This is a genomic window from Pantoea sp. XY16 (genome assembly GCF_025153065.1).
In the GTDB taxonomy this organism is placed as follows: Bacteria; Pseudomonadota; Gammaproteobacteria; order Enterobacterales; family Enterobacteriaceae; genus Pantoea; species Pantoea alfalfae.
The window spans coordinates 178,650-193,113 of sequence record NZ_JANZNP010000006.1 but is presented as its reverse complement, the minus strand read 5'-3'; the positions used below and the strand labels follow the sequence as shown (position 1 = coordinate 193,113).

The 14,464-nt window shown below is 54.9% G+C and carries 9 protein-coding genes; 5 read left to right on the top strand and 4 right to left on the bottom strand.

Annotated features, from left to right (window positions below):
* Positions 1-64: 64 nt before the first annotated feature.
* Positions 65-1,408 (top strand): carbohydrate porin, encoded by a 1,344-nt coding sequence (locus tag N1689_RS10890; protein ID WP_222925235.1) that lies wholly within the window; start codon positions 65-67, stop codon positions 1,406-1,408.
* Between the two features lie 233 nt (positions 1,409-1,641).
* Here the strand turns inward: N1689_RS10890 and yegD are convergent, their stop codons facing one another.
* From yegD to N1689_RS10875, 3 genes are all read right to left on the bottom strand, one after another.
* Positions 1,642-2,994 (bottom strand): molecular chaperone, encoded by a 1,353-nt coding sequence (gene yegD / locus N1689_RS10885; RefSeq protein WP_161732274.1) that lies wholly within the window; start codon positions 2,992-2,994, stop codon positions 1,642-1,644.
* Positions 2,995-3,069: 75 nt separating this feature from the next.
* Positions 3,070-6,405: a diguanylate cyclase gene (locus N1689_RS10880; protein WP_222925237.1), complete on the bottom strand. Its 3,336-nt coding sequence runs from the start codon at positions 6,403-6,405 to the stop codon at positions 3,070-3,072.
* Between the two features lie 163 nt (positions 6,406-6,568).
* Positions 6,569-7,183, bottom strand: coding sequence for a phosphatase PAP2 family protein (locus N1689_RS10875; RefSeq protein ID WP_222925238.1), 615 nt, complete (start codon positions 7,181-7,183; stop codon positions 6,569-6,571).
* Positions 7,184-7,467: 284 nt separating this feature from the next.
* On the opposite strand from N1689_RS10875, the gene udk reads away from it, so the two are divergent.
* From udk to asmA, 3 genes are all read left to right on the top strand, one after another.
* On the top strand, positions 7,468-8,109 hold the full coding sequence (udk, locus tag N1689_RS10870) for a uridine kinase (RefSeq protein WP_004571279.1): 642 nt from the start codon (positions 7,468-7,470) through the stop codon (positions 8,107-8,109).
* An 81-nt stretch (positions 8,110-8,190) separates the two neighbouring features.
* Positions 8,191-8,772 carry a dCTP deaminase gene (gene dcd, locus N1689_RS10865; protein WP_004571280.1) on the top strand — a complete coding sequence of 194 codons (582 nt, stop codon included), beginning with the start codon at positions 8,191-8,193 and terminating at the stop codon, positions 8,770-8,772.
* 12 nt (positions 8,773-8,784) lie between these two features.
* Positions 8,785-10,608 (top strand): outer membrane assembly protein AsmA, encoded by a 1,824-nt coding sequence (gene asmA / locus N1689_RS10860; RefSeq protein WP_260058871.1) that lies wholly within the window; start codon positions 8,785-8,787, stop codon positions 10,606-10,608.
* A 30-nt stretch (positions 10,609-10,638) separates the two neighbouring features.
* Here asmA and N1689_RS10855 read toward each other — a convergent pair whose 3' ends face one another.
* The gene (locus N1689_RS10855) at positions 10,639-12,210 is read right to left on the bottom strand and encodes a TerC family protein (RefSeq protein WP_161732282.1); all 1,572 of its coding nucleotides are present in this window, start codon (positions 12,208-12,210) and stop codon (positions 10,639-10,641) included.
* A gap of 796 nt (positions 12,211-13,006) precedes the next feature.
* Between N1689_RS10855 and wbaP the strand changes: the two genes are divergently transcribed.
* Positions 13,007-14,440, top strand: a complete 1,434-nt coding sequence (gene wbaP / locus N1689_RS10850; RefSeq protein ID WP_222925241.1) for an undecaprenyl-phosphate galactose phosphotransferase WbaP — start codon at positions 13,007-13,009, stop codon at positions 14,438-14,440.
* Positions 14,441-14,464 lie beyond the last annotated feature (24 nt).

The window sequence follows — 14,464 nt, the reverse complement described above, 5'->3', positions numbered from 1 at the left end:
ACAGAGGTTATCCAGCACTATCCTCTGCGCGTCATTTTCCGTAACTTATATAAGAATAAGCAAGATGAAAAACAGAAAAGCAGAGCAGCGTTTCCCGCTGCGCCGTGTGGCAACCGGCACCCTGATCCTGGCCATGTTTTCCGCGCAGGCGTTGGCCGCTGATGCTTTCAGCCCGGACTCCGAATGGATGTTTGGTGACTGGGGCGGGTACCGAACGCAGCTGCAGGACGACGGCATTAAGTTTGACGTTAACTACACCATGGAAAGCGCCGCGAATTTAGGCGGCGGAGCCGATACCAATACCACCATGCGCTACAGCGACCAGTGGACGTTCGGCACCAATTTCGATCTGCAGAAGCTGCTGGACTGGCAGGATGCCGAGTTTCAGATGACCGTCACCAGTCGTAACGGGCAGAATCTTTCCGATCAGGTCGCGGATCAACGCACCGGTATGCTCTCCTCAGTCCAGGAAGTTTATGGTCGCGGTCAGACCTGGCGTCTGACGCAGTTCTGGTTGCGCAAAGGGCTGTTCAACGATGTGGTTGATATTAAAGCCGGACGGGTAACGGTAGGTGAAGATTTCGATAATTTCGATGGCAATTTGTTCCAGAATCTGGCGCTGGGCAGCGGGCAGGCGGGTAACTGGCGTGGCGATCGCTGGTTCAACTGGCCGGTGTCGCAGTGGGGCGGCCGGGTTAAGTTTAATATCACGCCGGATGTCTTCTTCCAGGTCGGTTTCTATAATCAGAACCGTGCTAACTATGATCGCGGCGATGGCTTCCGTCTGGATACCAGCAATTCAGAAGGCAATCTGGTGCCGGTCGAACTGGGCTGGAAACCGACCTTCGGGCCGGAGAAATTACCGGGTAACTACCGCATCGGTTATTACTATTCGTCAGTGGATGGCGATGTCTATGGCAGCTGGCGCAACGGTGGTTATCAGGATCAGGCGCATTCCTACGGCGGCTATCTGTTATTGCAGCAACAGCTGACCGCGCAGGATGGCGATGTGAATCGCGGTCTGGGCGTGCGGGTTCAGGCGGTGATGAACGATCACAAGACCTCGAAGACCGATAACTACCAGTCTATCGCCTTTACCTGGACTGGACCGTTCGATGCCCGTCCGCAGGATGAGATCGGTGTGGGCGCATCGCGTATTCACGTGAACAGCGACTATACCCGCTCATTGCGTCAACAAAATCAGGCCAATGGCGAGAGCCGCTTTGACAGCCCGACTTATCTGCCGATTCAGGAAGGTTCAGAGTACAACTATGAGGTTTACTACAACGCCAAAGTGACGAACTGGATGTCACTGCGACCTAACCTGCAGTATGTGGTGGCACCAGGCGGGGTGAGCGAAGTGAAGGATGCGTTTATCGGCGGTATCAGCGCCAATATTGCATTCTGATTTACAATAAAAACGGCACCTAAACAGACGACTCCCAGACTTAAAGCGATGGGTGTATACGCCAGTAGCAAAGCATAGCGGGCCTGGGATGGCCCGCGCTGAGCCCGCCAGGGATGGCGGGTTTTGCGTCTTTGCGAAAGGCGTATGCTCTCTGAGCCTGCTCTCAGTGATCCGCAAACAAAAACAGCACCTTCAGGTGCCGTTTTTTTATTGCAGCGCAGCGTAGAGCAGAATTAACGGAACATCACTTCCGCCCAGCGGGCCAGCCCTGCGGTGACGGAGGCGAAATCATCGCCTCCCGCAATCGGCGTGTCCGGCAGCGTCTTCTGCAGCGCTGCGCGCAGCAACGGTGAGCGCGCACTGCCGCCGGTCAGATAAATCACATCGGGCTTAATCTGGCTGGTGGCCAGCGCGAGCTGCACCTGCTCCAGAATTTTCTCCAGCGGCTGACTGATGGCATCCTGCAGCTGATCCACGCCAATCTCTGTCTCTAATGCCGCGGCAATAAAGTCGAGAGAGGCGGTCTGCGCCGGGCTGGATGACAGCGCAATCTTGCTCTCTTCCGCGGCGCGCACCAGGCGATAACTGAGCTTCTGCTGCCACACTTTCAGCAGACGAGCCACAACATCACCCTGTTCCGCATCACGTACTAAATCCCGCAGCCACTTGCCGCAGGCGGGGCTATAAAAGTCGCTTTGCGCCGGAACATCATTAATCGCGATGGCGTTCCACCACGGCAGGGCAGGCAACGCGGTGCCTTTCAGGGTGTTACCGCCCAGGCCCAGTAACGGCATCAGAGTCTTAAACGTCAGCATAATATCCAGATCGTTACCGCCCACGCGGCAACCGCTGTGGCCCAGCAGGCTTTCCCGCCGGTCCGCCTTATCACGCCATTCTGGTCCCATCAGCAACATCGAGCAGTCGGTCGTACCGCCGCCGATATCCACCACCAGAACCGTCGTCTCCTGCTTCAGCGTCGCTTCGAAATCGAGCCCGGCGGCGACCGGCTCAAACTGAAACTCCACGTCGCGGAAACCGGCGCGGTGGGCGGCGCGCAGCAGAATGCCTTCCGCCTGCTGGTTAGACTCTTTGCTGCCTAAGCCCTGGAAGTTGACCGGCCGCCCGATCACCGCCTGATCGATGGGCTGATCAAGCTGGCTTTCACCCTGCTGGCGGATGTGCAGCATCATGGCGCAGACCAGATCTTCAAACAGGGCGATCTGCTGCGGCTTCAGGCCACTGGCACCGAGGAACGATTTGGGTGATTTAACGAACCAGACATCTTCGGGGTCGACCATGTAATGCTGCAGCGCGGTGAGGCCGAACTGCACGCTGTTGGGCTGGACCTCGATATCCTCTTCGCGGTTATAACGCATCGCACGCTGCAGCAGCGCCGTGGTTTCGCTGTCTGGTGTCGCCACCTGATGATGACGATAGAGCCATTCGCTGATCGACTCGCGGGTCGGCGCACAGATCATTGACGGCAGCAGGCGCTGATCATTTTCCAGCGTTAACAGACGTGGCGTGCCATTTTCGCTGACTGCAATGGCGCAGTTAGCCGTGCCGTAATCGAATCCTATGAACATTTTCGCCCCCATGCCGGAAAAAAGGGGGCGACTTTAGCGCAGCTTCAGCAGGGTGGCAAGCAGGCAGCGCGGGAATTAACGGATAGCGAAGATGCGATCTTCAGCCAGAGAACGCAACGGCTGACGCTCGGCTACGGCACTGCCCCAGACGCCATCCACATCAAGGGTCGCCAGCGTACTGAGTACGGCGGGTACTGAAATTGGCCCGGCCAGGACCGAGATATTGCGCTGTTTTGCCTGGCCCTGAATGATGGTCAGCAGCATCTCATCCATCAGATTGTTATGAACGTTAGCAACCAGTTCAGGCGCCAGCACCAGATAATCAACTACTTCGTCGCTCAGCAGATTGAAGGCATCCAGATTACGGCCAAAATGCTGCAACACGACACGACAGCCACACTGCCGCAGTTGCATTAGTGCGGCATAGAGCTGATCGCCTTTGCTGAGCACACTGGCTGCAGGGAAAGCGAAACCACAGCGGCTGTCGGAGAGACCCTCGGCAACAAAGCGCTGACAGAGTTGCTGCACACAGGCGGCATCGCTCAGAACCTGTGCATTGAGTGGCAGGATCACCGGAATGCCTTTGTTATTCAGCCTCTGCACATCGTGACGGAAAAAAGCATCCAGAATAGTGTTATCCAGCTGCCGCCGCAGCGTATCGTCAGACAGGTTATTGCGCAGCAACGTTTCATCCACCAGCAGCCCGTCAGCCGTTAACAGCTGAACCTCAAGCAGCCAGATAAAGGCTGCCTGCGGTGTTTTGGGCGGCGCAACGGCCCAGGCAGGCAGTTCGATCTGCAGCGCATCAATCATTGCTGCATCCATGCCCTGATGATTACCTGGCAGCGGTAACCGATGCTGTTCATAGATGACCAGCCGTCCGCGCCCGCTGCGTTTGGCGTTGTAACAGGCGATATCCGCCTGCGAAAGCACGTCGCCGCTCTGGCAGTTATCCGCTGAAATCTGCGTAACGCCCGCGCTGGCACCCACATGATAAAGGCGGCCCAGCCACTGAAACCGGTAATGATTGACCGCGGCGACGATGCGCTGCACCACGTCATGCGCCTGAGCGACTTCGCAATCTGGCATCAGCAGCGCAAACTCGTCACCGCCCAGCCGGGCCAGGAAATCGCTGCTTCGCAGATGTTGCTGCATTAAATCAGAGAGCTCACGCAATAACGCATCGCCTGCGGCGTGTCCGGCGCTGTCATTGACCGCTTTAAACTTATCCAGGTCGATAAACACCAGCACATGCTGATGCTGATGTTCAGCGGCATCAAACAGCAGACGTTTAAGCTGAAGCTCGAAACTGGCACGATTCGGCAGGCGGGTCAGGGTGTCATGCAGCGCGCTATAGCTCAGCCGCTTCATCAGTTTGCGGGATTCGCTGACATCCTGAATAACCATGACGGCACCCTGTTCCAGGCCCGCTTCGGAGCGCAGCGGTGTGATGCTGTAGTGAATATCGATATGGCCGCCTTCGGGCGTATGCAGCACCAGATCTTCCGCGAGCCCAGGGGTGATTTTTTCCGCCGGCAGCTGGCATAACAGCAGATTTTCGACTTCCGGGCCGTTACGCCCCTGAGTGATATGCAGCAGTTCACTCAGCGGCTGACCGGCTGCCTGTTCCTGCGAGAGGCCACTCATCTTTTCTGCTACCGGGTTCATAAAGGCGACGCGCATCTCTTTATCGGTGCTGATCACCGCTTCGCCGATGGAATCCAGGGTGATCGCCATGCGCTCTTTCTCCTGAAACAGTGCTTCATTCAGGTTGCGGAGTGGCGTGATGTCCTGGCAGATACCCAGCATGCGCTCAATGCGCCCCTCTTTGCTCAGTTGCCGGTTAGCCTGGGTACGTACCCAGCGCTGTCCTTCAGCATTGACTACGCGATACTCCATGTGGAACGCGCTGCGCAGTTCAATTGCCTGCTGTACCGTCATCGCGGCATATTCCCGATCGGCGGTGTGCAGCAGATGGATCCAGAGGTCATAGCTGGGCGACTCATGCGGCGCAAGGCCAAACAGGGCGTACATGCGCTTATCCCACAACATCTCGCCGGTCAGCAGGTTCCACTCCCACACGCCGATGCCGCCCGCCTCGTTGGCCAGCGTAATACGCTCCATTAGCCGGCGGTTCACCTGCTCACTCTGCTTCAGCTCTGAGATATCGATAATCTGCGCAATAAAGTAGAGCGGGGCATGACTGCTGTCGCGCACCAGCGAGACCGTCAGCCGCGCCCAGACAATTTCGCCATCCTTACGGAAATAGCGCTTTTCGAAGGTATAAGTATCAATCTCGCCTTCCAGCAGCCGGCTCACATGCTGCAAATCGAGTGAGAGATCGTCGGGATGGGTAATCTGCTGAAAGGTCAGACGCTTCAGCTCTTCTGCCGGATAACCCAGAGTCTGACACAGAGATCGATTCACCTGCAGCCAGTTGCCCTCAGGTGCGACGAGCGCCATACCGATGGCGGAGTACTCCATAGCATGCCGGAAGCGGGTTTCGCTGTCAGTAATATGAAGTTTTTCACGCCGGGACGCATCCATCACCAGCGACATAATATGGCTGGGGATTAACACCAGCAGAAATGGCAGCCAGCTGGAGACCGGGCCGAGGGCGCTGTTGTTATTGACCACGTTGACCAAATCAAAAGCCAGCAGCATTGAGATAAAACTGGCGTTCAGGAAGAACAGGACAAACGCCTGCAGCTTGGGCAGGCGAACTGCACACCAGAACAGGATTACCACAATAAAGGTAAAGGGCCACGGCAGGAAACGCAGTGCCAGATAACTGGCCCCGAGGGTAAGCAGCAGCGTCAGCAGCGATTCGGCCAGGCGCAGATCGCTGAACTGCGCGCGCCGCAGCGGCCAGGGCAGCAGAAGCAGCATCGGGCCTAACACCAGCATGCCGATGATCTCGGAGATTACCCAGGTATAGAAGAAGGGAAACGAGGCATGACCGCTGACCTGTAGCGTCCAGATCGCGAGCAGGCCGCCAAGCACCGGCGTCACGATGCCGACTGACAACACCATCCTGGCCCAGTCGTTGAGCGAATTCAGCGGCGCGCGCCGATTTAGCAGGGCGCGCAGCAGCATGCCACCTATGCCGGCCTGAATAAGATTAAGCAGCGCGAATTTAATATTAGAGAGAGCAGGTCCGATGATGATGGCATTAGCCCCCGCGGTGCCCAGCACACAAGCGGTCAACAGCAGCGGCAACTGTCGTGACGGGCAGCGGAAAACCACGACGGTCATTAAGGTGGTCGGGAACCAGAGCGGGGAAATCTTCCCACTGACAACAATCAGTTCAAGACAGAACAGGGTCAGGACAAACACCACGCAGCCAAGCACCAGGGCCGAGAGCCAGCGGTTTGGCATGTTATTTTGCGGGGACAGGATCTCTATCGTCATGCGGACTTCCGGCAGGGTGCAGGGCTCCGCAACGGCGAATCAGGCACCAGTCATTCTCTGACTGCATGCTAGCACATTCGGCAAAGAAAAAAGGGGTGAAATCAATATTGCCCGTTATTCGGCGAATTGACGGGCACGGTATAATTGATTGCCAGCGTGTTGATTACTGGCGGAAAAGATCGGCGCGGGTATAGGGTTTTTCCAGGCCCGCGAGGCTGGCAGAGAAGCGCTCCAGAAACTGCTGCGTCGTCGCGACGCGACCGTGACCCATCAATACAAACGGCACTAACAGCGCGGCACCCACCTGCGGCCAGCTGAAGCCTTTTAATGAGGTACGGCGCTGCGAAATCAGAAACGCGGTGCTCAGCGTAAAGCCCAGCAGCAGACCGGTAGCGACCTCACTTTTAGAGTGGGCGTGGATCACCAGGCGGGAGAAACCGACCATCAGGGGGATCAGGTAACCGACGCCTATCGCCGTAATGCGCCACAGGGCTTTCCAGCGCCCGGAAATCAGCCATAACATGACCGGCCACAGCGTGGCGGACATGGCGCTGTGACCGCTGAAACCAGTGAAATTAAAGCGGGCGCTGCCAATGCCAAATCCCAGAAACAGGATTTTCGAGAGGCTGACAGTCAGCCCAGCCAGGCCAAAGGCCACAATCCAGTAAAAGACCGTAAGACGATTGTCACTCTTCCACGGCAAAATCAGCGCAATAATCACCGCTGTCGGAATCAACAGCATGCTGTCGCCAAAATAGGTCAAAGTCTTCCAGTGCATACCACTCCTGATGCATCATTCGGTCGGAACGTTTGCGACACGCGTCGTCAGAACAGCGTGCCGCACAGGCCATTTTATTTATAGTATGGTGTGACGTTAGTTTATCGGTGAAATGAGTGGCGTCCAAAGGAGAAAGTCTGAAAAGTCGCCGACGCCATTTTTGTGGCATCAAAAGGCCGAAATCCCTATACTTAGCGCGAACACACCCTCTCCATTTCGGCCCGTCCACTGCCCGCGTAATGTGTGACCAGTGGCAGGCTCCAGTTATCAGGTCTCAAAAAAGTATGACTGACAAGTCTCATCAGTGCGTGATTGTAGGCATTGCCGGCGCTTCCGCATCCGGTAAAAGTTTAATTGCCAGCACGCTCTATCGTGAAATCCGTGATCAGGTAGGTGACGAGCACATCGGGGTTATCCCGGAAGATGCTTATTACAAAGATCAAAGTCACCTCACCATGGAAGAGAGGGTTAAAACCAATTATGACCATCCGAGTGCGATGGATCATGATTTGCTGTTGCAGCATCTGCAGGCGGTGAAAGCCGGTCAGGATATTGAGCTGCCGGTTTACAGCTATGTTGAACACACCCGCACCCAGCAAACGCAACACCTGAAGGCCAAAAAGGTCATTATCCTTGAAGGTATTCTGCTGTTAACCGATGCCCGTCTGCGCCAGGAACTCAACTTCTCTATCTTCGTGGACACGCCGCTCGACATCTGTCTGATGCGCCGCATGAAACGTGACGTCAATGAGCGTGGCCGTTCAATGGATTCGGTAATGAGTCAGTATCAGAAGACCGTGCGTCCGATGTTCCTGCAGTTTATCGAGCCATCAAAACAGTACGCCGATATTATTGTGCCGCGCGGCGGAAAAAACCGTATCGCCATCGATATCCTCAAGGCGAAAATCAACCAGTTTTTTGAATAATGCACGTCCGTCCGGACGTGGTGCAGACCGGCGGCAGCCACGCATGCCGGTTTGCTACACTTATGTCATGGAGTTACCGCAATGAGATTATGCGATCGCGATATCGAAGCCTGGCTGGACAATGGCAAACTGGCCATTGAGCCGCGCCCGCCGGTCGAGCGCATTAATGGTGCCACGGTCGATGTGCGTCTGGGTAATCAGTTCCGTACCTTCAGCGGTCATACCGCGGCCTTTATCGATCTGAGCGGCCCGAAACAGGAAGTGAGCGCGGCACTGGACCGGGTAATGAGCGATGAGATCGTGCTGCCTGATGGCGAAGCCTTTTTCCTTCATCCGGGTGAACTGGCGCTGGCGGTGACGCTGGAGTCCGTGACGCTGCCCGACGATCTGGTCGGCTGGCTGGATGGCCGCTCCTCGCTGGCGCGTCTTGGACTGATGGTTCATGTGACGGCTCACCGCATTGATCCAGGCTGGCAGGGCCGTATCGTGCTGGAGTTCTACAATTCAGGTAAACTGCCGCTGGCGCTGCGTCCCGGTATGTTAATTGGCGCGCTAAGTTTTGAACCGCTTTCAGGCCCGGCTGCGCGTCCCTACAACCGACGTGAAGATGCGAAATATCGCGGTCAGCAGGGCGCTGATGCCAGCCGTATCGATAAAGACTGATTTGAGGATGTAATGAAAAGAGTGATAACCACGCTGGCCATCCTGTTAGTGGTGGTCGTAACGGGAATGAGCGCGCTGGTGCTGCTGGTCAATCCCAACGACTTTCGTGCCTATATGGTGCAACAGGTCGAACAACGCAGTGGTTATCGCCTTGAAGTCAGCAGCGATCTGCGCTGGCACGTCTGGCCTCAGCTCAGTATCCTGGCAGGCCGGATGAGTCTCACCGCGCCGGGTGCCAGCCAGCCGCTGGTTTCGGCAGAAAACATGCGGCTTGATGTCGATCTCTGGCCACTCTTATCCCATCAGCTCAGCGTCAGTCAGGTACTGCTGAAAAATGCGATCGTGCGGGTCACGCCAGAGAGCAGTGCGCAGCGTGCTAAAAATGCGCCGCAGGGGCCGCGCGATGCGGAGCCAGCCGCGGCGTCCAGCGGCTGGTCATTTGATATTGCTAAGCTGCAGGTAGCCGACAGTCTGCTTATCTGGCAGCAGCCGGGCGGCGACGAATATAATTTTCGCGACCTCAATATTAATATGGAACAGGACGCGAATAAGCTGGCGACCCTGTCGCTGAGCACCAGTCTGATGCGCAATCAGCGCAACGCGACCCTGAATCTCAAAGGTCAGCTTGATGCCGCACAATATCCCCATCGTCTCAGCGGCCAGTTGCAGCAGCTTGATTACACCCTCTCCGGTGCCGATATTCCGGTTCAGGGAATCAAAGGCTCTCTGAGCCTGCAGGGCGAATGGAATGGTGACCGCCAGCAGTTCTCCTTCAGCAATCTGCAGCTCACCGCCAACGACAGTACACTGACCGGGCAGGGCAACGGACAGATTACTCCGCCACAGCAGCTGGCGCTGGATCTGAAAGCCAGCACGCTGAATCTTGATAATTTGCTCACCAGCACGCCGGTCTCTGAAACATCTGGCGTGCAGCATGCCACTGTGGCTCGTTCCCCGGTGATTGCTGCCCCACGGGAGCGCAGCAATGCCGACTCTCCGCTGAATGACCTGAACCTGGCGCTGAAATTACAGGCGGATAGTGTGATATGGCGCGGCCTCTCCCTGACCGGACTGGCGGTAAACGCCAGCAACCAGCAGGGACTGATGACACTGAACACGCTTAGCGGCAAACTGGGCAATGGCGGTTTCTCGGTTCCCGGCAGCATCGATATTCGTCAGCCGGAAACGCAGGCCAGCCTGAAACCGCAACTCCGGTTGATTGCCATTCAGCCACTGCTTAAAGCGTTTGACCTGCCGGAAAGCCTGCAGGGAAATCTGAGCCTTGATGGCGAGCTGTGGGGCAATACGCTGACGGTTGAGGCGGCAAAACGACGCTGGCAGGGCAGGGCGACCATCAGCGCCAGTAACCTTAAGCTGGCACAGCTTAATCTGCAGCAGATGGTGCAGCGTGCCGTGGCACGGGTCAGTGATAAAGTCAGCAGTCAGGAAGCCGCCGATGAAGGCATTGAGTCGATCAGTGGTCAGGTCGCGCTGAATAAAGGCGTTCTCAGCTTCAGCGATATCAATGGCAATGGTCAGAATCTGGGCCTGCAGGGCGCGGGTAAAGTCGACATGGTGCAGCAACAGTTGGACCTCACCCTGGGGCTGAAAATCAGCGGCTGGCATGGCGACGAGGCGCTGGTGAAGACGCTCTCCAGTCAGCCGGTTCCGCTGCGTATGTATGGTGACTGGAACAGCCTGCAATATTCTCTGCCGGTGGATGCCGTGCTGCGTGACCGTCTTCAGAGTGAAGCGAAGTCACGACTGAATCAGTGGATCGATCGTCAGAAAGAGGGCGAGAACAAAGAGAACCTGAAGAAAATCATGCGCCCATAGCGGGCGCATGCTGTCAAACCGGGTGAATGCTTACACCTCGTAATCGCTATCGGGCTGCAGCAGAATGTCGACTTTCTGAACCCGATGATTTTCCACCTGCAGGGTTCGCAGCAGATAATCCCCCAGCTGCAACACTTCCCCTTCCTGAGGGATATGTTGCAGCTTATCCATCAGTAATCCTGCCAGCGTATGATAATCACGCTGCTCGTCCAGCGGCAATTTCACATAGAGCGCCAGGTCTTCCAGCGGCATGTGGCCGTTGGCAATCCAGTGTCCCTCTCCCTGAATCTGAATATCGTAGCGGGCATCAATCTCTCCCGCCTCATTCGGCAGATTGCCCGCGATGGTTTCCATCACATCACTCAGGGTCACCACGCCCTCCACTGAACCAAACTCATCCACCACAAAAGCAAAGTGAGTATGGGCCTGCCGGAACTGTTCCAGCGCCTGCAGCAGCGTCAGACGTTCAGGAAAGACCAGCGGCTGCCGAATCAGGGCGCGCAGATCGAGTGAATTATGGTGCAGCGACTGGTGCAGCAAATCGATGACATGCACCACGCCCAGCGGTTCGCTGGAATTGTCCGTTATCAGAATGCGTGTGTGCTGGTTGCGGTCGAGGCGTGACATGATCTCTGCCGGGTCATCACTGAGATCGATATGTTCGACATCATGGCGTGAGGTCATGATGCTGTTAACGTGGCGCTGACCCATGCCCAGCACCCGGGCAATCATCACCCGCTCCTGGCGGTTGAACAGCATGCTGGCGTCGCTGTCAGCAATCAGCGACGAGGTTTTTGCATCCAGTTCCGCCGGTTCCGCTGCACCGCGCAGCATCCGTAACACCGCTTCCGCCGTGCGCTGGCGCAACGGGCGACCCGCCGACAGCACACGCCGACGGTTAAAGTGGGCCAGCTGGTTGAGTGCCTCAATGATTACCGAGAAGCCGATAGCCGCGTAGAGATAGCCTTTGGGAATGACAAAGCCAAAGCCCTCCGCCACCAGGCTGAAGCCAATCATCAGCAGGAAGCTTAAGCAGAGGATGACAATCGTAGGATGGTTATTCACAAAGCGGGTCAGCGGCTTGCTGGCGAGCAGCATCAGCAGAATGGCGATGGTGACCGCAATCATCATGACCGGCAATTCATTCACCATGCCGACGGCGGTAATTACCGCATCCAGCGAAAAGATGGCATCCAGCACCACAATTTGCGCCACCACCGGCCAGAATTTAGCGCCGCCTTTTTGTTGACCAGCATCGTCATCATGGCCTTCAAGGCGCGCGTTCAGCTCTGTTGTGGCTTTAAATAACAGGAAAATCCCGCCGGACAACAGCAGTAAGTCGCGCGCACTAAAGGGGTGACCGGCCAGCGTAACCCAGGGTTCTTTCAGCGTAACCAGCCAGGAAAGCGAAGCCAGCAGCAATAAGCGGCACACTAATGCCAGCAGCAGTCCGATTACGCGCGCGCGGTCGCGAAGGGGGCCGGGAAGCTTCTCAACCAGGATGGCAATGAAGATCAGATTGTCGATGCCTAAAACCAGTTCCAGAACGATTAGCGTTACTAATCCCGCCCAAAGCGAGGGATCTGCAATTACCTCCAGCATGTGTTGTTCACCTGAATGTCTTAAATTGGGTTTTCTCTGATGATAGTGGAGTGCGAAGCCGCGTACAAATGGCAGGGCAGGGAGGGATAACCAGCACAGCGCGATATATCGTGCAAAATATGAACATAACAGTGTGACGCTTTGATTAAATTCACAGGGTGTAGAGAAGACTATTCTGAGTCATTTTGTCACGGGAAAGTGATATTCACCTGCCGGGCTTATGAGATTTATCTCACCGGGAGTATGGCATTAATCCGAATTGTACAGAAAGGATTGCACTGCCTGTCAGGCATCAATACTAATTGCTGGTAGTCTTTTTCCTAAAATAGTCCAGGGATGGCGGGACCTGCTTGTAAACAAGCCAGTAATAACTAGTATAGCAACAAGTTAGCAAACCCTGTCCCAGAGTCGTAATTTGCGTGCCTATTCGACATTAATCGAAATGTGACGAATGAGTTATTCGCTAAAAAACGTCTGTATGATGCGCTGCGGTAACGTAAACGCATTACGGGGAGCAATATGAATGATGACAGCGATATTGGCAGCGACAGCCAAGGGCGGTAGCGTGCCTGAATCGCGTTTTTCGTTGATAAAATGAGCAGTGCTGGCGGTGCGTAAAGTCAGAGTAATCTGTTGGTATTCATCACAATATTATTGGTGTCATGGTTAAGATCACTGGCGTAAACGCCGCAGGAGCTCCCCTTAGAAACGGCTCAGTCTGGAAAGGTTTCATCGCTTAACGATTAAACAGGCGATAGCCGTTGCGGGTTTAAGGAAATAAAATAAAGAGTTAAATATGCGCGATACTGAATTTACGTTTAAAAGTCTTATTACCAAATTAATGCTGGCATGTTCAGATTTAATTTGTTTCAACGCAGCGTTATTTGTGGCGATGATGCTAATTAATGCTCAGTCAGGTTCGCCGCTGGCAGATATTTCTGAAAAAGAAATGAATTTAAAAATTGCCACACACATTTGCCTGTCGGTAATTTGTATTGGCTGGTTCTGGGTAAGGCTGCGTCACTACACTTACCGCAAACCTTTCTGGTTCGAATTAAAAGAAGTTTTTCGTACCATTCTTATATTTTCTGTTATCGACCTGTCGATTACCGCGCTGTCACAGTGGCAGATGTCGCGTTTCGTCTGGTTACTGACCTGGATTCTGGCGCTGATTTTAATTCCGACCTGTCGCGCGCTGGCTAAGCGTCTGCTGAATAAAAATGGCTTGTGGAAAAAACAGACCATTATTATCGGCAGCAGCAAAAATGCGCACGAAGCCTGGCAGGCGCTGCAAAGTGAAGAGGTCATGGGATTTGACGTCATCGCCTTCTATGACGTTGACGGAACCTGTCCTCAGGAGATCATGAACGGCGTACCGGTTCTGCGCGACGAGCAAGAGCTGTGGAGCCTGACTAACAGCGAAACCCAGTTTATCGTGGCAGTAGAATATGAGCAGAGTCAGTATCGCGATGTGTGGCTGAAATCGCTGGCGATGCACAACTGTCGTTCAGTTTCTGTCATCCCGACGCTACGCGGTGTACCGCTTTACGGTACTGATATGGCCTATATCTTCAGCCACGAAGTGATGATCCTGCGGGTTCAGAATAACCTGGCAAAACGCACTTCGCGTTTCCTGAAGCGAGCCTTTGATATCGTCGGTGCACTGTCGATTATTCTGATGCTGATGCCGGCACTGCTGGTCCTGGGCTTCCTGGTTGGCCGTGATGGCGGACCACCGATTTATGGTCACGAACGTGTCGGCATGAATGGCCGTAAATTCAAATGTCTGAAATTCCGTTCAATGGTGATTAATTCAAAAGAAGTGCTGGAAGAAGTGCTTCGTACTGATCCGATTGCGCGTGCGGAATGGGATAAAGATTTCAAACTCAAAAATGATCCACGTATTACTAAAGTGGGCCACTTCATCCGTAAAACAAGCCTCGATGAGTTGCCTCAGCTCTGGAACGTGGTGCGCGGTGATATGAGTCTGGTCGGGCCTCGTCCGGTCATTGAAGATGAACTCTGTCGTTATGCTGGTGATGTTGATTATTACCTGATGGCTAAACCAGGCATGACGGGATTGTGGCAGGTCAGCGGTCGTAATGATGTTGACTATGAAACCCGCGTCTATTTCGACTCATGGTACGTGAAAAACTGGTCACTGTGGAATGACATCGCCATTCTGTTTAAAACAGTGGGCGTGGTGTTGAAACGCGACGGTGCCTATTAATCGTGAGTCGGAATGAGCGTGCTC